This window comes from Pseudoalteromonas spongiae UST010723-006 (assembly GCF_000238255.3).
In the GTDB taxonomy this organism is placed as follows: domain Bacteria; phylum Pseudomonadota; class Gammaproteobacteria; order Enterobacterales; family Alteromonadaceae; genus Pseudoalteromonas; species Pseudoalteromonas spongiae.
Genome location: NZ_CP011040.1, coordinates 91,192 through 109,040 on the forward strand (window position 1 = coordinate 91,192; position 17,849 = coordinate 109,040).

General features: G+C 42.8%; 17 protein-coding genes. 7 read left to right on the forward strand and 10 right to left on the reverse strand.

Annotated elements, in window-relative coordinates; translation table 11 throughout:
- Positions 1-56: 56 nt before the first annotated feature.
- From PSPO_RS14890 to PSPO_RS14900, 3 genes are all read right to left on the reverse strand, one after another.
- Positions 57-764, reverse strand: coding sequence for a helix-turn-helix domain-containing protein (locus tag PSPO_RS14890; protein ID WP_010558369.1), 708 nt, complete (start codon positions 762-764; stop codon positions 57-59).
- A 110-nt stretch (positions 765-874) separates the two neighbouring features.
- Entirely contained in the window at positions 875-1,546 is a 672-nt protein-coding gene (locus PSPO_RS14895; RefSeq protein WP_010558368.1) for a response regulator, read from the reverse strand.
- A gap of 110 nt (positions 1,547-1,656) precedes the next feature.
- Positions 1,657-3,969, reverse strand: a complete 2,313-nt coding sequence (locus PSPO_RS14900; RefSeq protein WP_010558367.1) for a TonB-dependent receptor — start codon at positions 3,967-3,969, stop codon at positions 1,657-1,659.
- 258 nt (positions 3,970-4,227) lie between these two features.
- Between PSPO_RS14900 and PSPO_RS14905 the strand changes: the two genes are divergently transcribed.
- The 5 genes from PSPO_RS14905 to PSPO_RS14925 are packed head-to-tail and all read left to right on the forward strand — an operon-like array spanning position 4,228 to position 8,848.
- Complete coding sequence (locus PSPO_RS14905; protein ID WP_010558366.1) at positions 4,228-5,529, forward strand: GntP family permease; 1,302 nt, start codon at positions 4,228-4,230, stop codon at positions 5,527-5,529.
- A 9-nt stretch (positions 5,530-5,538) separates the two neighbouring features.
- Positions 5,539-6,714, forward strand: coding sequence for an E22 family MetX-like putative esterase (locus PSPO_RS14910; protein WP_010558365.1), 1,176 nt, complete (start codon positions 5,539-5,541; stop codon positions 6,712-6,714).
- Positions 6,714-7,475, forward strand: a complete 762-nt coding sequence (locus tag PSPO_RS14915) for a 3-hydroxybutyrate dehydrogenase (RefSeq protein WP_010558364.1) — start codon at positions 6,714-6,716, stop codon at positions 7,473-7,475. The genes PSPO_RS14910 and PSPO_RS14915 overlap by 1 nt, the downstream gene beginning before the upstream one ends.
- A gap of 9 nt (positions 7,476-7,484) precedes the next feature.
- A complete protein-coding gene (locus PSPO_RS14920) occupies positions 7,485-8,189 on the forward strand; it encodes a CoA transferase subunit A (protein ID WP_010558363.1) in 705 nt (234 codons plus the stop codon).
- Positions 8,189-8,848, forward strand: a complete 660-nt coding sequence (locus PSPO_RS14925) for a CoA transferase subunit B (protein WP_010558362.1) — start codon at positions 8,189-8,191, stop codon at positions 8,846-8,848. Before PSPO_RS14920 ends, PSPO_RS14925 begins: the two co-directional genes overlap by 1 nt.
- Positions 8,849-8,922: 74 nt before the next feature.
- Here PSPO_RS14925 and PSPO_RS14930 read toward each other — a convergent pair whose 3' ends face one another.
- Genes PSPO_RS14930 through PSPO_RS14940 form a run of 3 tightly spaced genes read right to left on the reverse strand, consistent with a single transcriptional unit; the run spans position 8,923 to position 13,898 of the window.
- A complete protein-coding gene (locus tag PSPO_RS14930; RefSeq protein ID WP_010558361.1) occupies positions 8,923-10,011 on the reverse strand; it encodes a DUF4340 domain-containing protein in 1,089 nt (362 codons plus the stop codon).
- A gap of 10 nt (positions 10,012-10,021) precedes the next feature.
- Entirely contained in the window at positions 10,022-12,955 is a 2,934-nt protein-coding gene (locus PSPO_RS14935; RefSeq protein ID WP_010558360.1) for a Gldg family protein, read from the reverse strand.
- Positions 12,945-13,898 (reverse strand): ABC transporter ATP-binding protein, encoded by a 954-nt coding sequence (locus tag PSPO_RS14940; RefSeq protein ID WP_010558359.1) that lies wholly within the window; start codon positions 13,896-13,898, stop codon positions 12,945-12,947. The genes PSPO_RS14935 and PSPO_RS14940 overlap by 11 nt, the downstream gene beginning before the upstream one ends.
- Before the next feature lie 440 nt (positions 13,899-14,338).
- On the opposite strand from PSPO_RS14940, the gene PSPO_RS14945 reads away from it, so the two are divergent.
- Positions 14,339-14,758 (forward strand): acyltransferase family protein, encoded by a 420-nt coding sequence (locus PSPO_RS14945; RefSeq protein ID WP_010558358.1) that lies wholly within the window; start codon positions 14,339-14,341, stop codon positions 14,756-14,758.
- Positions 14,759-14,820: 62 nt separating this feature from the next.
- Here the strand turns inward: PSPO_RS14945 and PSPO_RS14950 are convergent, their stop codons facing one another.
- The gene (locus PSPO_RS14950; RefSeq protein ID WP_010558357.1) at positions 14,821-15,372 is read right to left on the reverse strand and encodes a TetR/AcrR family transcriptional regulator; all 552 of its coding nucleotides are present in this window, start codon (positions 15,370-15,372) and stop codon (positions 14,821-14,823) included.
- 105 nt (positions 15,373-15,477) lie between these two features.
- Here PSPO_RS14950 and PSPO_RS14955 point away from each other — a divergent pair, with 105 nt between their 5' ends.
- Positions 15,478-15,942 carry an HPP family protein gene (locus PSPO_RS14955; protein ID WP_010558356.1) on the forward strand — a complete coding sequence of 155 codons (465 nt, stop codon included), beginning with the start codon at positions 15,478-15,480 and terminating at the stop codon, positions 15,940-15,942.
- A gap of 140 nt (positions 15,943-16,082) precedes the next feature.
- Here the strand turns inward: PSPO_RS14955 and PSPO_RS14960 are convergent, their stop codons facing one another.
- The 3 genes from PSPO_RS14960 to PSPO_RS14970 all read right to left on the reverse strand — a co-directional run bounded on the left by PSPO_RS14960 (position 16,083) and on the right by PSPO_RS14970 (position 17,841).
- Entirely contained in the window at positions 16,083-16,442 is a 360-nt protein-coding gene (locus PSPO_RS14960; RefSeq protein ID WP_010558355.1) for a hypothetical protein, read from the reverse strand.
- 164 nt (positions 16,443-16,606) lie between these two features.
- Positions 16,607-16,816, reverse strand: coding sequence for a cold-shock protein (locus PSPO_RS14965; protein ID WP_010558354.1), 210 nt, complete (start codon positions 16,814-16,816; stop codon positions 16,607-16,609).
- Between the two features lie 482 nt (positions 16,817-17,298).
- Positions 17,299-17,841 carry a redoxin domain-containing protein gene (locus PSPO_RS14970; RefSeq protein WP_010558353.1) on the reverse strand — a complete coding sequence of 181 codons (543 nt, stop codon included), beginning with the start codon at positions 17,839-17,841 and terminating at the stop codon, positions 17,299-17,301.
- Positions 17,842-17,849 lie beyond the last annotated feature (8 nt).

Consider the following 17,849-nt stretch of genomic DNA (forward strand, 5'->3'; position numbering starts at 1 on the left):
TTTAGAGATTGTATTTTTGACTATTCGGACGGAATTCTTATCAAATTGGACAGACATTAATTTTTGAAATTTTTAGGAGATAAACCAAAATATTGTTTGAATTTACGGCTAAATGCCGATAAATCTTTATAGCCTACTTTCTCACCAACTATCTGTAGCGAGTAGTCTGTATGTGTAAGTAATGCTTGTGCTTTTTCCATTCTAAGTTGGGCAATATGCTCAAGCACAGTTACGCCCAATTGTGTTTTAAATATTTTTTTAAATTGAGTAGGGCTTAAATAAGCGACTTTAGCCAGTGTCGCAATATTAAGTGGTTCAGCAATGTGTTCAGTAATGTAAAGCAGTGCATTGTTAATTCTCGCATCTAGCTTAGGCAGCAAATTCTGGCTTTCTAACAATAGATTAAATGTTTCGTACATTGACTGTTCAATAAGCGGGTTGATTTGATTTTCTAACTGGCTCTCGATAAAAAGTAGATAATTTAACAAAGGCTTATTTATTTCAAAAACAATCTGCTCTGACGAAATAAGATTGTTAGGTAGGCAGCGCATATCAGCAACAATAAAGCGTGCCTCCCGTTCTGCTGCAAATAAATGCTTCTCATTGGCTCGAATAACGACACATTCTCGCGGCGCGACCTTACCGCTAAAATCGTCAACGTGTATGTTGATGACTCCTCGCAAGGGTAAAACAATTTGATTGAACTCATGAGAGTGAGAGACAGGGTTTGCACTATAAGAGCGAATAGATAATAGGTTTGGCATGCCAACTACATCAAATTGTGATAATTCATAGCAATTTAATCGGTAATTTACGCCGCGACAAGAGGCGTTTTACCTTTGAATGAGTTTTAAACCGATATCACAATAGCTGGTCACGCAAAGCCTTCTGCAGGTTTGGTATCTACTTGGCTGAGTTGATTAAATAAAATACCGGCTTGGGTGCGGTTGTTTAGGCCAAGTTTGCGTAAAATGGCGGATACATGTTGTTTTACTGTGGTTTCTTGTACTGACATTTCATAAGCAATTTGTTTGTTTAACAGGCCGTCGGCAATCATCGCCAGAACCTTGTATTGCTGTGGCGTAAGCTTTTCTAGGTTTTGCGCAAATTCAGTTTGTTCGTTATCGATTGGGTGGGCTTCTAGGTCTAGGTCTTCAGGCAGCCATGTGTCGCCATCAATCACGACTTCAATGGCTTTGCCAATATTGCTCAGCGAGGTCGATTTTGGAATGTAGGCGCAGGCGCCTGCTTCCATGGCGTGGTTAATTATTTTGGCGTCTTCCGTTGCCGATACCATAATCACTAAAATATCAGGGTATTGGTTGCGAATTTGCGTAAGCCCTTGCAGGCCTTTGGCGCCAGGAATATTTAAATCGAGGAAAATGAGTTCGGTTTCTGGGTGAGTTTCCAGCAAAGAAAACAAGCTCGCTAAATCATAACACTCTTGAATATTGTCTTTTTCGAGATAGTTTGCCGCCGCTTGGCTTAAAGCACTGCGAAATAGCGGGTGATCGTCTGCGATAATGGCTTTCACTTGCGTTGTCATCCAATTAACTCCAATTCTTCCTGTTATAAGGTATTCGAAATACGGTTACAAGCATTTCCCCAAAGCTGGGCCACCGCACTAGGTGTTGGTGACCCAAGGGGGAGTGTTAATCAAAAGCGGTAATTAACGGTGAGCGTAACGGTACGCGGGTCGCCGTAATAACCAATCAAAGTATTGTCACCACCTAACCCTGGCGTATATTTGCTTGTATCCGTTGGGTCGGTAGGATCAGGGGTGACAAATTGGTAGCCACCAACCAGGTATTCTTCGTCGGTGAGGTTTTTACCCGCTAGTGATGCACTCCAGTGGCCATCATTCGAGTACCAAGTCACACCCAAATTCACTAAACCGTAGGCATCTTGCGAAAGCAGGCTGGCTTCTTCAAACAGCACGTAATCGCCGCGGTGGTAGTAGTTACCGTTTACTACAAAGTCACCAAATGTTGATTCAATTGAATAATCAAATCCTAGGTTAAAGGTTAAATCTGGGGTGTTAGCGATATCAAAGAATTCAGATTTATCAAACTCTTCGCCCGTTTCTGGGTTGGTGTCGATCACCTCAGTAAATTCAGCATCGATATAACCAAGCGAGGCATTAAAATTAAGGTTGTCAGTAGCAACATAGGTAAATTCAGCTTCAATACCTTGCGACTCTGAGCGGCCAATATTGCCAAGGCGCTGGTTAAGATCGGCTGAGGTTTCGCCCGGTAAAATCGAAATATACTGGCGGTCTTTATGCAGCAATGAGAACAAGGTGATATTGGCGCGCAGGTTATTGTTCCACTCGCTTTTCATACCCAGTTCAAACGAGTCTACAATCTCAGGGTTGGCAGCGGGCTCTGCGGTTGTTGCACGCGGGTTATAAGTACCTGACTTAAATCCTTGTGCGTAGCTTGCAAAGAACATCATGTCATCTGAATGTTGATATTCCACACCAAGGCGTGGCGTAAAACGTGACCAATCTTCGTTATCGTTCAGTACTTCTGGCACTAAATCGCCTGCTGGGCGAACATAACCTGGGATCCAGCCCGAATACGGATAAACCGTTTCATAGACTAAACCGTTGCTAACATTGGCTTCTTTTTCATCTTGGGTATAACGGGCACCAAGGGTTGCCGACCACTGCTGGTTAAAGTAATAGCTGCCTTGAATATAAGCGGCTTTACTTGATGAGTTGTTACAACCCGACACTTCACGGGTTAAGCTTGGTAATGAAATCGCATTGCCTAGCACTTCTAAAATGGCTTCAAACTGGCCGCATGATTCGCCATCATAGTAATAAAGGCCCGACACCAATTTGTAGTTTTCACCTGCGTGGTTCAGTTGTAATTCATGGCTGGTTTGATTGTCGTCATACACAGCTGGTACATCAAAAATGCGAAGCGGTGTATTATCAAAGTCGATATTAGTTGGTGAATAGCTTTCACGCTTAGATGCAACGTATTTTACGCTGGTGGCATCTGTTAAGTCCCAGTTAGCAAGTAGGCTATAGCCTTCAAGTTCTACTTTGTTCCAGGTTGGTAAGCTGGTGTACGAGTCGTATACGCTATTTGGCACTGGCGCATCGGTTAATAAACTCGGCAGTAAACGGTAGCCACCTTTGGCGTTTGATGTATCGTCAGTTTTATCCCAATTTAAGCGGAAGAATAAATCGTCATTGGCATGCCATTCGAGTGTAACGCGAGCTGCTTCCACTTCTTTGTTGTAGTTTTCGGTATCTTGATTTGGTAAGTCTGATTGTAAATATTCACCAAACCCATCGCGGTTTAAATTGGCATAACCAACGCCAACATAAAGGGTATCTTGAATAAGTGGGTATTGACCTGTGAGTTTAATATCGCGCTGGTTATAGCTACCTACGCTTGCCGATACGTTAAATGTTGGGTCGCCCGACATCTCTTTGGTTACGTACTTAATGGCGCCACCTATGGTGTTTTTGCCATACAGTGTGCCTTGCGGACCGCGTAATACTTCAACGCGTTCAACATCAAGTAAATCGAGCACGGCACCTTGCGGGCGCGCTAAATATACATCATCAATATAAATGCCCACACCTGGTTCATAACCCCAAAGGGGGTCTTGCTGGCCTACACCACGAATAAACGCCGTAATGGTTGAGTTTGTGCCGCGGCTGCGTTGTAGCGTGGTATTTGGTGAAAACTGCTGTACTTCAATCAGTTCAGCAATGCCTTTTTCGGCAAGCTCGGTTGCACCTATTGAGGTAACAGCCACTGGCACTTGTTGTAAGTTTTCGACGGTTTTACGCGCGGTTACTTGAATGCGCTCAAGCTCTGCTTTTTTCTCGCCGTTTTCCTGTTGATTTGCAAATGTAGGGGTTGCTAATGCCAGTAATACAGCACCACTTACTGCAGACAGTGAGCGCAGGCAAGCGTGTTTGCTGCTGTTGATATTTGCCTTGGTCATAATGTTGTTCCTATCTTTATTGTTATACGTTACATCGCACAGCCAAGTCAGTTACCAATCTAGTGGGTAATCTTTAAAATAGCTTTAGCACTATAGTACTATTCACTGTTAATCTGTTGTTTTTAAATAATAAATCATTCACGTATAACTATAGTGCTATTGTTTAAATCGCCACCGTTATCCACATTGATAGTCAGCAGTAATTTGACGCACTAGCAGCCAAGTCACCCTTGTTAGTGATTCAAATAGGAAGATTTTATGTTAAGTATGCTTGGCCTGATTGGTGGTCTGGCGCTTTTGATTGTATTAACGCTGCGCGGTATGAATTTATTTATTGCCGCGCCAGCATGTGCACTCATTGTGGCGCTCACCAGTAATTTGGCGATTTTTCCAAGCGCTGGCGCTGATAACTTTATTCAAGGCTATATGAATGGCTTTGCTAATTTTGTTAGTGCATGGTTTTTTATGTTTTTGCTTGGCAGTTTGTTTGGCAAATTTATGGAAGACACCGGCGCTGCCGACAGTGTAGCTCGTTATATTGTTGATAAACTAGGTATGAAGCACGCGGTATTGGCAATTGTCATTGCGTGTGCCGTATTAACTTATGGCGGTGTTAGCGTGTTTATTGTGGCGTTTTCGGTGTATCCAATGGCGCTGTCGCTATTTAAAGATGCCAATTTACCGCGCCGTTTTATTCCAGCTACGCTGGCATTTGGTTCGGTTACCTTCACCATGACATCCGCAGGTTCGCCTGAAATTCAAAACTGGATCCCCATCAAGTATTTAGGCACTTCGCCTTATGCTGCGTGGGAAGTGAGCCTAGTTGTAGCGATTTTTATGGCGTGTTTTGGCTACTGGTGGCTGAAAAAAATGATTGGCAAAGCAGTGGCTAATGGTGAGCAATTTGAAGCGCGCGATGACGATCCAGAAATCCCCGAGCGTGATTACCCGCACCCAGTAACGGGGCTTATTCCGCTATTAGTGGTGTTGGCACTGTCATTTATTTTGCACGACAGCTTACAGCAGGCGGCATTGATTGTGGCGTTATTAGGTGGGGTATTGTCAATTGTGGTGATTAACTTTAAACACTTTCACAATCTTGCCAAAGCCACCACCGAAGGCACTAATGGCGCACTGATTGCGATTGGTAATACCGCCGCTGTTGTGGGGTTTGGTGCCATTGCTAAATCGTCTGAAGCGTTTACCGTGGCAGTTGATTTAATGACGCAAATTCCAGGCAACGAGCTGATTGGTGCTGCGGTAGCGGTCAGTGTGATTGCGGGGTTAACGGGCTCAGCCTCCGGCGGGCAAGCCATTGCGCTGCCATTAGTAGCGCCGCACTATTTAGATGCAGGGGTCAACCCTGAACAATTACACCGTGTGGTGTCAATTTCGTCGGGTGCGCTCGATACCTTGCCACACAATGGGTATGTGGTAACTACCATTCGCGCAATTTGTAAAGAAACCCATCAGGCGGCATATTGGTCTATGGCGGCATTAAGTGCGGTGGTACCGTTACTTGGCGTTGTGTTGGCGTTGTGTTTGTTTATTTGGTTTTAAGGGCTGATTATGAAAATAATAAAAATGATTACTTTGGTGTTTTTGCTACTGTGTTTGCACGTAAATGCTAAAACGCTACTTGTTGAAAAACAAACATTTACTACACAAAACTTTAAAACCTTTGGCGGTAAAAGCATTGCCGAAGTAAAGGTAGGTTATGAAAGCTACGGCACGCTTAATGCCAAAAAAGACAATGCTATTTTAATTACCCATTTCTTTTCGGGTAATTCCCACGCTGCAGGCAAATACGCTGAAAGCGATGCGCTACCAGGTTATTGGGATGCGATTATTGGCCCTGGCAAAACCATTGATACCAATAAATATTTTGTCATTAGTGTTGATTCACTCGCCAATGCCAATGTAAATGATGGTCGCACCATTACGACAGGCCCTGCGTCAATCAATCCTGCTACAAACAAACCGTATGGCCTTGATTTTCCTGTGGTGACCATTCGCGATTTTGTTAACGTGCAAAAGTTAGTGCTTGAAAGCTTAGGCATAAAAAAATTGCATGCTGTGATGGGGGCATCAATGGGGTCGTTTCAAGCGCTTGAGTGGGCGGTAACTTACCCAGATTGGGTTGGCAAATTAGTCCATGTGATCGGCGCTGGCCAAATGGATGCATGGAGTGTATCGGCGCTAGAGCACTGGGCATTGCCAATTCGTTTAGATAAAAACTGGAATAATGGTGATTACTATGGCAAAGCTGCGCCTATCGACGGGTTAACTGCCACTATGCTCAATATCACCCAAGATGCAATGCACCCGAATATGTTTGCGCTGAGCTTCCCTAATTTTAAAGTGCTGGATAAAGGGGCACTTAACGATATTCGCACCCAACCTGAGGTAGTGCAAACCCTGTTAAGCCGCGCCAAGCTTCGCGCTAAAACACAAGATGCCAACCATGTGCTTTATTTAGTGCGCGCATCGCAGTTGTTTGTAGCGGGCCATCAAGATGACTACTTAGCAAGCCTTAGCAAAATTAGCGCGCCAAGTTTAATTATTCCTGCCAGCAAAGATTTATTGCTACGCCCAGAGATGGGTCGTGCCCTCAATAACGCATTAAAAGCACAGGGCAAACAAACCGATTTGGTAGAGCTCACCGGCGATTGGGGTCATTTAGAAGGGGTATTTGCAATCTCAGCACAAAAAGAACGCATTCAAGCGTTTTTGGAGGCCGAATAATGAATAAACATATTTTGATCACCGGCGGTGCCAGTGGCATTGGTTTGGGCATTGCAGAAGCACTTGCCGATAGCGACACCTTAATTACCGTGACGGATTTAAACCAAGAGGCTGCGCTTAAGGCGGCAAAAAAACTCAGTAGCAAAGGTTATCACGCGCTGGGTGTCGCACTAAATGTGACCGACGAAGCTGCGATTATTCAGCTACTTAGCGAGCTGCCTGCACCGGTTGATGTGTTAATTAATAATGCAGGTATTCAACATGTTGCGGCGCTTGAAGAGTTTCCGCAAAACCAATGGCGTTTGCTGGTGGATGTGATGCTTACTGGCACAGCACTAATGACCAAAGCGGTATTACCAAGTATGCGCGAGCGCAATTTTGGCCGCGTGATTAATATTGGCTCAATTCATAGCTTAGTGGCATCGCGTTTTAAGTCAGCCTATGTGGCGGCAAAGCATGGTTTAGTGGGCTTTTCCAAAGTGATGGCATTAGAAACCGCCGAGCACGACATTACTATTAACACCATTTGCCCAGCGTATGTAAAAACCCCACTGGTTGAAAAGCAAATTGCCGATCAGGCAAAAAACCATGGCATTAGCGAGCAACAAGTGATTGAGCAAATTATGCTCGCACCTATGCCAAAAAAATCATTTATCGACATTGCAGAAATCGCCCACACAGTGCGTTTTTTAATGGCGAAAGAGGCATGCAATATTACCGGGCAAACCTTGGCGCTAGATGGCGGCTGGACCGCACAATAGGAGTTTAAAATGGCAGGATTTAATAAGGTAGTTTCAAGTTACAGTGAGGCAATGGCTGGGCTTGAAGATGGTATGACGGTGATTGCGGGTGGTTTTGGCCTGTGTGGTATTCCAGAAGGTTTAATTAGTGAAATTAAGCGCCAACAAACCAAAGGGCTTACGGTCGTTTCAAATAACTGTGGTGTTGATGGCTTTGGTTTGGGCATTTTGCTTGAAGACAAGCAAATTAAAAAAATGGTGTCGTCGTATGTGGGTGAAAACGCGTTATTTGAGCAGCAACTATTAGCGGGTGAATTGGAGGTAGAACTTACCCCACAAGGCACTTTGGCTGAGAAAATGCGTGCAGGAGGGGCGGGTATTCCCGCATTTTATACGGCAACAGGTGTGGGTACTTTAGTTGCCGAAGGTAAAGAAATTAAACAATTTAATGGCCGCGATTATTTGCTCGAGCCAAGTATTGTCGGTGATTTTGCCATTATTAAAGCGTGGAAAGCTGATCGATATGGCAATTGTGTTTATCGCCATACTGCAATGAACTTTAACCCCATGGCGGCTACCGCAGGCAAAATTACCGTGGTAGAAGCAGAAGAAATTGTGGAGCCTGGTGAGCTTGCGCCAAGCGACATTCATACCCCAGGTATTTATGTAAACCGCGTTATTAAAGGTGTATTTGAAAAACGCATTGAGCGCGTTGTGACACAGGAGCAAAACTAATGGCATTAACCAGAGAACAAATTGCACAGCGTGTGGCGAGTGAACTTGAAGACGGTTTTTATGTAAATCTTGGCATTGGTATTCCAACACTTGTGGCGAACTTTGTACCTGATGGCATCGAAGTGATGCTGCAATCAGAAAATGGGTTACTCGGTATGGGTCCTTACCCAACAAAAGATCAAGTAGACGCAGATATGATAAACGCGGGTAAAGAAACTGTTACCGCAGCTACAGGCGCTGCTATTTTTAGCTCGGCAGAAAGTTTTGCCATGATCCGCGGCGGCCACGTTGATTTAACCGTGTTAGGTGCATTCGAAGTGGACCAACATGGCAATATTGCCAGCTGGATGATCCCCAAAAAATTGGTTAAAGGTATGGGTGGCGCGATGGATTTAGTGGCAGGCGCTAAAAACATTATTTGTGTAATGACCCACGCGAACAAACACGGCGAGTCCAAATTACTTAGCCATTGCAGCCTACCGCTAACAGGGGTTAACTGCATTAATAAAATTGTCACCGATTTAGCCGTGCTAGAAGTAAAAGACGGTGCATTCTATTTGTTAGAGCGCGCACCGGGCATTAGTGTGGATGAAATCATCAGCAAAACCCAAGGCAAGTTAGTGGTGCCTGAGTGTGTGCCAGAAATGGTGTTTAGTTAAATTAATTTCCAGTTGTAGCGCAAAATAAAAGGGGAACGTAATAGTTCCCCTTTTCATCGAAACATGCAGTCAAACTATTCTGATGTTTCAGTGTCCGTTTGTTGATTTGTTTCATTACTCAATTGATGTGAATTTTCGTCATCATCTGGGGTAATGAAAAAATCATTGGCATTGATATTAGCTAGGTTGTCAAACTGCGCTTTGCCAAGGCTAAACCAATGTGCAAAGTCGCTACGTTTTACATAATAGCTGTCTTCATGTTGAGCGAATTCAAAGTCGAACTGCTTGCCGTCGGCATCTTTCACGCTGAGCTTTTCAATCTCTGAAAAAGCGATTTCTTGTTCGGCGATTGCCGTCACCGTTAAACTCGAAAATTGCTCAAGCAGCTCATCAATACGCTCGGTATCGAGTGTTTGACCTTCAGGCAATTTTGCTGGCGCTTTAACTTGCCATATTGTTTCAATATTGCTCTTTGAGCTGGCGTTTGCATTAATGATATCTGGTAAGACAGCACTTTTATCAACACTTGCATTTTTAACTGGCTCTGTACGCTCGTCTAGGTCAGTGTCTTGCTGTACTTGCACTTTTTCAAACGCTAACCCAGCTTGGCTGATTTCGCTGATATCTTTTACCAACAACAACGACTTATTTAACCAATCATTTTTCTCAACACTAAGCTGATAGCCGCTGAACTCTATGGTGAACACATCATTATTGTCGCTATTACGCGCGTAGAGCTTTTTAAAGCTGGGTGACTCACCTAATAGCACTTCAACTTCATCATCACCTAGCTTGTAAGTGATGCGTTTTTCAAAGTTGTCATCGGCCACTTTAAAGCGTTCGTGACTAGCTTCAGTGCGTGATACAGGCCAATTCACCTTGCGGTTAATTAAAGTGTCGGTCAGGGCTGATACTTTATAATCAAGTAAAGGTAAATTTGGGTAATCAGCCAAATGCCAATTCTCACCGTTTTTCACCAATGTTAGCGGCTTATCATTATCACCTTCTTGCAAGGTAATTTCGTTGATGGCTTGTTGCTCTAGGCTTAACAATGACACTGGCGCTTGTGTCTCAAAGCTATTTTGGCCATTATAAAATAGTGCGCCAGCTAGAATAACCTGTGCGCCTAAGACCACAGATAAAATAATTACTGCTTTATTCATGGTTGCACTCCTATTGCGAAATCCAAGTTAAATACTCACGCTGCTTGCGCTTTCTACGTTGACGTTCAACTAGTGCTAGACCCATTAGCAATGCAAAGGCCAGCGCATAGTTTCCGTATTCCCACATAAGCTGCTGGTCGTGCTCCATCGGTGGTAGGGTGCGGTTGAAATTACCACGCGCGCGAATGCTCATTAACGCTCGGTCTTCCAGCGACCAATCCACGGCGTTCATCATCAGCTGCAAACTATTTAAATAATCATTTTGCGATACGCCTGCGGTCAGTTGCAGCACTTGGTCTTGTACAAAGTCATTTGAGCTGAACAAGATAATGCGTGCACTGTCTGGCGCGTGCTTAATCACACTGCTGACATCAAACTGTGTGTCGCTCTGAGTTTCACTGTTTTCAGACTCATTCTCAGTGTTGTCATCCGATGCTGTATTTTGAGAGTCAGACTCTTTGCTGGCTAAAAACGGAGAGTTTTTATCCGCAAAGTATGAGGTAAATTTACCTTGTGCCATCACACCCATTAATTGCTTCGCGGTGTCACCTTCTGAGATGTAACTTGTCTCGCCTTGCGCGTTTAGTTGTGGCATCACATCAAGAGACGATGACGTCCACGCTTTGTCAGAGCTTTCAATCAATTTAGTGAAAGTGATATTGTCTTTATTCTCTGCAAGGGTAATGGGCGATGACCAAGCCATGGTCAATTGTGGTAGCTCAGAGGTAATTAAATTATCTTGATTTAATCCATCGCGAATATCTGCAAAGTACGGGTAATCCAACATACGCATTTCTTGCAACTGGAAACCACCGACATTACGGGTTACTGGAATTGGGAATGCCGCATTGGTAGCATCCATCACTAGGCTGTTTTTAATGTTTAAACCATGATGCGCTAACCAGTCTGTCAGCCCACTGTCAACTGAGTTCATGTTCAAACTGCCACCAGCAAGATTGATGCTGTAAGGTGACGTCGCCGCTATCACCGTCCCACCTTTCATTAAGAATTGGTCTACGGCAAATAACTGTTTTTCATCCAGTGATTTAGGGGCGACAAGCATTAGAATATCGGCTTCACCCGAAACACTGCCATCGCTTAAATCTTCATTGATGATGTTCAATTCACTGCCTAGCATACGCTCTAGCTCTCTAAAACTGCTGCTTGGCATACCGTAGCCATAACTCGGGGCTGAAGCGGGTTTTACCAGCGCTAAGTTTTTAGTGAATCCAGAGGCAAACCGCTTAATTGCCGCATCGAGGTTGCGCTCAAAGCTTGCGTCGCTAAAGTCATCCAGTGGAATTTGTACAATTTGATCTTCACCCGCCAATGTCAGGTAAAAGTAGAAGGTTTGATCTGAGAAAAAGCTGGTTGCCATTGGCTCAAAGCCATATTCTTCAGCTATTTGGGCTGCAACTTTACCGCCTTCGGCTTCTGGCTCAATAAAATTAACAGCCAACTTATTGTAAGACTTAGCTTGCACATCATTTAAGTGCTTTTCAATGCCTTGCTTTAAGGTTTGTAACTGCTCAGGCAGTTTCTCATTTGCCGACACATAGGCGTTAAAGGTCAGTGTTTGCATCACGGTGTCGAATAAGTTACCACCGCTTTGATAGTTTTGCAGTACGGTTTTAATCGCACGGGTAATGTCGTGTTCAGGGTTACGTAACAGCACTTCAACATCTGACTCGGCGCGGGCATTAACCTCAATTAAGTCTCTAAACCCTAGTACTTGATGCTCGTCACCGTATTGCACCAGAATATTAAAATAGGAGCTGACAATCGACGCTTGATAACGGTCGGCAACCTGAAACGGCATTGGCTTAATGCCAAATTGGGTGTTGGCTTCTTCTTCAAGCTCTGGGTGCATTTGCGGATCAATAAACTCAACGCGCACTCTGCCATCGGCAACAACTTCGTACTCTTGTAATAAGTCTTTCACTTGCGGCACCAGTGGCGCTAGTAATGGGTGGGTTTTGTTGCTGAAATACCCTCGGATCAACATAGGCTCTTGTAATTGCGCCAAATAAGACTCAGTTGCCTCAGAAATCGAGTATTGTTTGCCTGCGGTGGTGTCTAAACGCAGCTGTGGTAACTGACTGAGCCACACGTTAGCTGTAAGTAAATTTACCACCAGCAAACCTGTCACTCGTTGCCAGGTTTTATGAAGCCTTGATTGTGTATTTGCTCTGTTGTCATTTTTCGCCCAGCGCTCTTGCTCTAAAAAGTAAGTGTTTAAAGCCAAAAACACCAAAGTTAACGACACATAATACACCAAGTCTCGCACATCAATGACACCACGGGTGATGTCGTCAAAGCGCGCGCCGGTGCCGAGTTGTCTTAAAAATTCAGCCCCTTGATGGGAGAAAAAGTCAGTGATTGCAGCGGTACCAATAAAGTAAAAAATACCACCAATCACGCATGCGGTGATCAAACTGACAATTTGATTATCACTGCGCGCTGATACCGCTAAACCAATGGCAATATAGGCACTGCCCAGTAACAACACCGCCAAATAACCCGAAATAACGGGGCCCCAATCTAACTCGCCTAAAAAGCTAACTGTGATCGGTAAAGGCAATGTGATTACTAACGCAATCGCCAACAGCGCCAAGCAACCCAAAAACTTGCCTAGCACAAAATGCCACAGCGGCACCGATAAGGTATGAACATATTCAATGGTGCCGCTGCGTCGCTCTTCACTCCAGAGCTTCATGGTTAAGGTTGCCGATAGGAAGATAAGCAAAATAGGCATCCACTCAAACATCGGGCGCACATCGGCAATGTTACGAGAGAAAAACGCCTCAGCCCAGAAGAAGATAAACAAGGTTAACGACACAAATGCGCCAATAAACAAGTAAGCAATGGGCGATGAGAAAAATAGCGCGATTTCTTTTTGCGCAATACGAACAGCATTAAACTGCGCAGATTGACTAGGCTGCATGCGCGGCTCCTCCCTTAGTGTTATTCGCGGTCGCGACAAATTCTTCGTTATTGATTTGGTTAAAGACGGTTTCTAGGTCACGTTTTTGCGGGTAAATGGCAAACAATTGCGCGCCACTTTCAATAATGGTTTTGCTGATATTGGCTGCTACTTGCTGCATGTTCGCCTTGTCTTCTAAGCTCACGATAAATTTTTGTGGCTCGTGTTCAACAGCAAAAATGCCTTTAATATCTGTGAGCTTTTTCACGTCTGCTAAGTCGCTTTCGACCACCAGCTGTTTGCTGTGCTGCAATGCTTCGAGTTGTTCATCGAGTACCAGTTGACCCGATTTCAAGATCAACACGCGATCACATAAAGCATTCACCTCTTGCATAATATGGGTCGATAAAATCACCGTGGCTTTTTTGGCGATGTCTCTGATCAGCTCACGCATATGTTGTGTTTGCTCTGGGTCGAGGCCATTGGTTGGCTCATCCAAAATTAATAGTTTTGGTTGCCCCAAAATAGCCTGTGCCACACCCACACGCTGCTTGTAACCTCGCGATAAGGTTTCGATGGGTGCCAATAATTTTGCAGATAAATCCGTAGCTTTGATGGCGCGTTTTATTTCGGCTACTTTAGTGTTGCCCTTTAACCCTTTTAAATCAGCGGCGTAATCTAAGTATTCGGCCACGCTCATTTCTGGATAGACAGGCAAACTTTCGGGTAAATAACCAAGTTGGCTTTGAAGTTTTTTAGGGTCTTTAGAGAGCGTTACGCCATCTAAGCTGACCTCGCCGTTGTCGGCTTCAAGATAGCCGCTGATCATTTTCATTATGGTGGTTTTACCCGCGCCGTTGTGCCCAAGCAGCCCGATAATTTCACCTTTTTGGATTTTAAAACTCACAGAATCTACAGCTTTAAAACTGCCATAGCTGCGAGTTAAATTACTCACCTCTAACATGGAAGTCTCCGAATTAAGCTTATTACTGGTTGTTTATAAATAGATTTTTATTTGAAAAGAGTGCTTGAGACGTTATCGAAAAATACATTGTTATTATCTCCATAGTTGCAGGGTAAATTCCCCAAACAAAGTAAAGAACGAATCGTATTTTCTGATATGGGCAAATTAAAAAAGTTCAAGAGGGAAGACTATTTTTATTTCGGTATCAATTTAGGTTATAGCGGGAGTCATAAGTAGTAGATAGCGACTAGTTAGTTTGTGTCGAAAACTAAGTATTTCTTTTGTAGGTCAAGTAAAACGGGCCTGAGGCTAGCTCATAAAAATGTTGACGCCATCAAATATTTTATTGTGTATTAACGTTTAGCTAATTATGTATTGGGGTAGCTTTCAATCTCACTTACTGCTTTAAAAAATGCGATATTTTGTTACTTGAATGCACAATGGGTATTGGTGTCAATGAATTAGTTAGTAAAACACAAGGTAAGCTGAGCGCTGCTCTTGTGCTTTTTAAGTGTTTTATTTATGGCAGTACTACTGTCGATAAAGTGAGAATGTGGCTTAGCTACGAAGTGCTGCTTGTTATGAGTACGGTGTTCTTTTGTGTGGTATTTTTGGTTCCGAATAACAATGTGCTTTTGGCAAACCGGTTTGGTGATTTCATTGGCAAAATATCGTATTCATTGTACTTATTACATATGCCGATCATTACTAAAGTGAATCAACTTCAACTGTCTATCGAGATTAAATTGCTACTCTCATTGGTTTTAAGTGTGCTTGTTGCTTTTTTATCGTATCAATACTTTGAAAGACCGATTCCAAATTTAATAAGGCGAAATGTAAATTTTCGAGCTGCTAGTTAATAAAGCGAGCACGTTAATAGCTCGCTTGTTGCTACGCTAATTTACGTTAGTAATTAGGTGTTTTAGTCGAGCATACCTTGCAAAGCAGTAATACAGCTTTCTATGTGTTTTGGGTTGTACCCAGAGACTTGTGTGCTGACAATAGCACCTTCTTTCATAATACAAATTACATCGACTAATAATGGGTTAGTGCCTTGTAACTTATTTTCAATTAAGGTTTTTATTTCGGCTTTATGTTGCTGACATAGCGCATAAATATTACATTGGGTATCGCTAAATTCAGCTGACGTATTTATAAAAAAACAGCCCCTAAAATCCCCTAATTTGGGTTCATTGTGTGTAAACCAACTCGCCAACGCGTTAAAAAGCAGTTCAATAGTGTGCTGATCCGAATTTGCACCATCTAACTTATCATTTAGCCATGCCATAAAGGTGTTATGGCGCGTTTCGAGTGCCGCCTCTAACAAAGCGTCTTTACTTGCAAAATGACTATATAAGGTGCGTTTTGCCACGCCAGATGTAGTTAGTATTTCATTGATCCCAATAGCGTGAATGCCTTGCTTATAAAAAAGCGTTAGGGCGGTATCAATAAGCAATTGACGTTTTTTACTCATATTCATCTTTGTATGGCTTTGTCTGAAAAGTATATTGACAAAAGTAGACCGTTTTGTCTACTCTAAAAATGTAGACAAAACGGTCTACTTTTATTTGGAGTTGAAATGAATACATTATTTTTACCGATACTAGCAGGTATGGGGGCGTTTTTAGGCATCGCTTTACTGTCGTTTTTTGATGCGTCTGTTATGGACTTTGCCTTACTTATGGCGCCGTTTGGTGCAACCGCCGTATTAGTTTTCGGTGTGCCAGAAAGTCCATTAGCACAAGCGAAAAATGTGATTGGAGGCCATCTAATTACGGCTTCTATTGGTATTATATTTACCTTGTATATTGGCGTTTCACCGCTCACTCTGGCGCTGGCATCAGGTCTTGCGGTAACCGCAATGTTATTGACTAAAACAACACACCCGCCAGCGGGAGCAAATCCAATATTAATAATGTTGGCGGGAGAAGGTTGGAGCTTTTTAGTGACTCCGGTGCTGATTGGCGCGGTGCTGTTAGTGTTAGTTGGAAAATTAATGTTGGTTGTAAAACGCAATGGGGTAAGCGTCTTAAAGCGTGCTTAAATGCCTGTCTGATGCGAAAGCGATTTTTATTCTGGGCGCATTGTGATGAGTTGCATCGGTATATGTGAAATACGACTAGATGCTACTTTTTTTACTCTGCTTATGAAGTGATTATCTCAGGCAAATATTGCAGTGAAAAATTAATGCAATTCGGCTTCTAGCCAGTCCTGAGCTTCATTTACTGTTTTAAAAAAGGCGATGTTTTGCTGTTTTAATGATGGCGTACGCGTTAGCAAAATATGTTTTGTGACGTTGTCATCAATGATAAATGCTTTCGCCACGATAGCTTGCTGATTTAACCAGTGATTGTAGTTATCGAGGGTTTGGTATGCCTCTGGCGTGCCACCCTCAATTTCTAGATTATTGATTAGCATTGCAAATGGTTTGCCGGCAAAATCACTGATTATTGTTTTCACCTGATTGATGTAATCACTAATACCACGCTCACTAAAGCTGCCAATAAGTTTAGCGTAAATAATGCGCTCACTTAATAGGGACACAGTGAACTTTCCATAGCTGCTTGATGAATTAACTTTCATTTTCGGTGATAAGGGGTGAAAAATGTAATTGTAACCGAATTAGTGACAGATATCAGTTGGAATTTAATACGAATTTATTGGAGAGGAGCTGAGGCAAATAGATTACTTGCCTCCGGAATTTTTGCTTATAAAACCACTAGGTTTTCAGCTTGAGGTCCTTTTTGACCTGTCGTTACAGTGAACTCAACTTTCTGACCTTCAGTTAAGGTACGGAAGCCGTCACCAGTAATAGCACTAAAGTGTACAAATACGTCTGGGCCTGATGCTTGCTCGATAAAGCCAAAACCTTTTGATTCATTAAACCACTTTACAGTGCCGTTTACTTTTTCTGACATGATATAAATCCAGTATATAAATAGGGGTGTAACAATTGCTCACAATGAGCGTGAATAGCGTCAAAATAAAGCAAAGTGTTAATCACAACAGGACGACGTACATCATATTCGACGAAATGAAGAAATAATACTGTAACTCAACTTATTAGCTACTAACTCAAGTTAACTGGCATGCAAGTCAAAGTCAATGATAATTTAATGACAATGTTGGGAAAATTTTACTCAATTTTTGTTTGATAAGTGAACAGTTGTTGCGTGTTAATGCTTACTTTAAGACTAGCTTGTCTGATAGTTTAATTATTAGAAGTATAAGTAATTAGTTCAAATGTTTTGATAATGACAAGACGTTACATTAGTTACAGTAGTGTTGAGTGTGCAAAAGATACCGCAGTGGCATTTGTGAAGCGCTTAAATGCAGCGTCAACACGTTGCAGTTTATTACCTTAAACTGCAACAGGTAGTTCGCTTTGAAGCTACTTCGATTAAAGGTGCATCCCCCGAATTGGATAGTTATTTTCAGGGTTACGGATCCATGCTACACCATTAACGAGCGCTTCAAGCTCAGGGCGAACAAATGGGTTGTTTGATATATCGACAATTTGAATATCGCCTTTTGCATTTACAACAAATAATCCGGGCTCAGCAAAAGGGTGATCGGTTTCTTGTTCAGAGCGAGGATCAGAAATATAAAGCCCCAGTGTTTTCATTTGCTCTATTGTTAAGCCATAAGCAATTGGAAAGTTCACCGTTAGCTGCTCCAAATGGGAGGTTAATTGATCTTTACTGTCAGCTGAAATGGCCACTATATCCACCCCAATTTTAGATAATCGTTGTTTAAAGGTTGCTAATTGATTGAGGTATTTAGTGCAAAGCGGGCAATGACGACCGCGATAAATCAAAACTAATTGCCAATCATGATTCTCAGTTGGTAAGCCAATCTTAATAGTCTCACCAGATAACTGCGTTGCATCAAATTTCGGAAATACCGAACCAGCGTGCAATTTTTGTGTGTATTCAAAAGGCATTATTTACT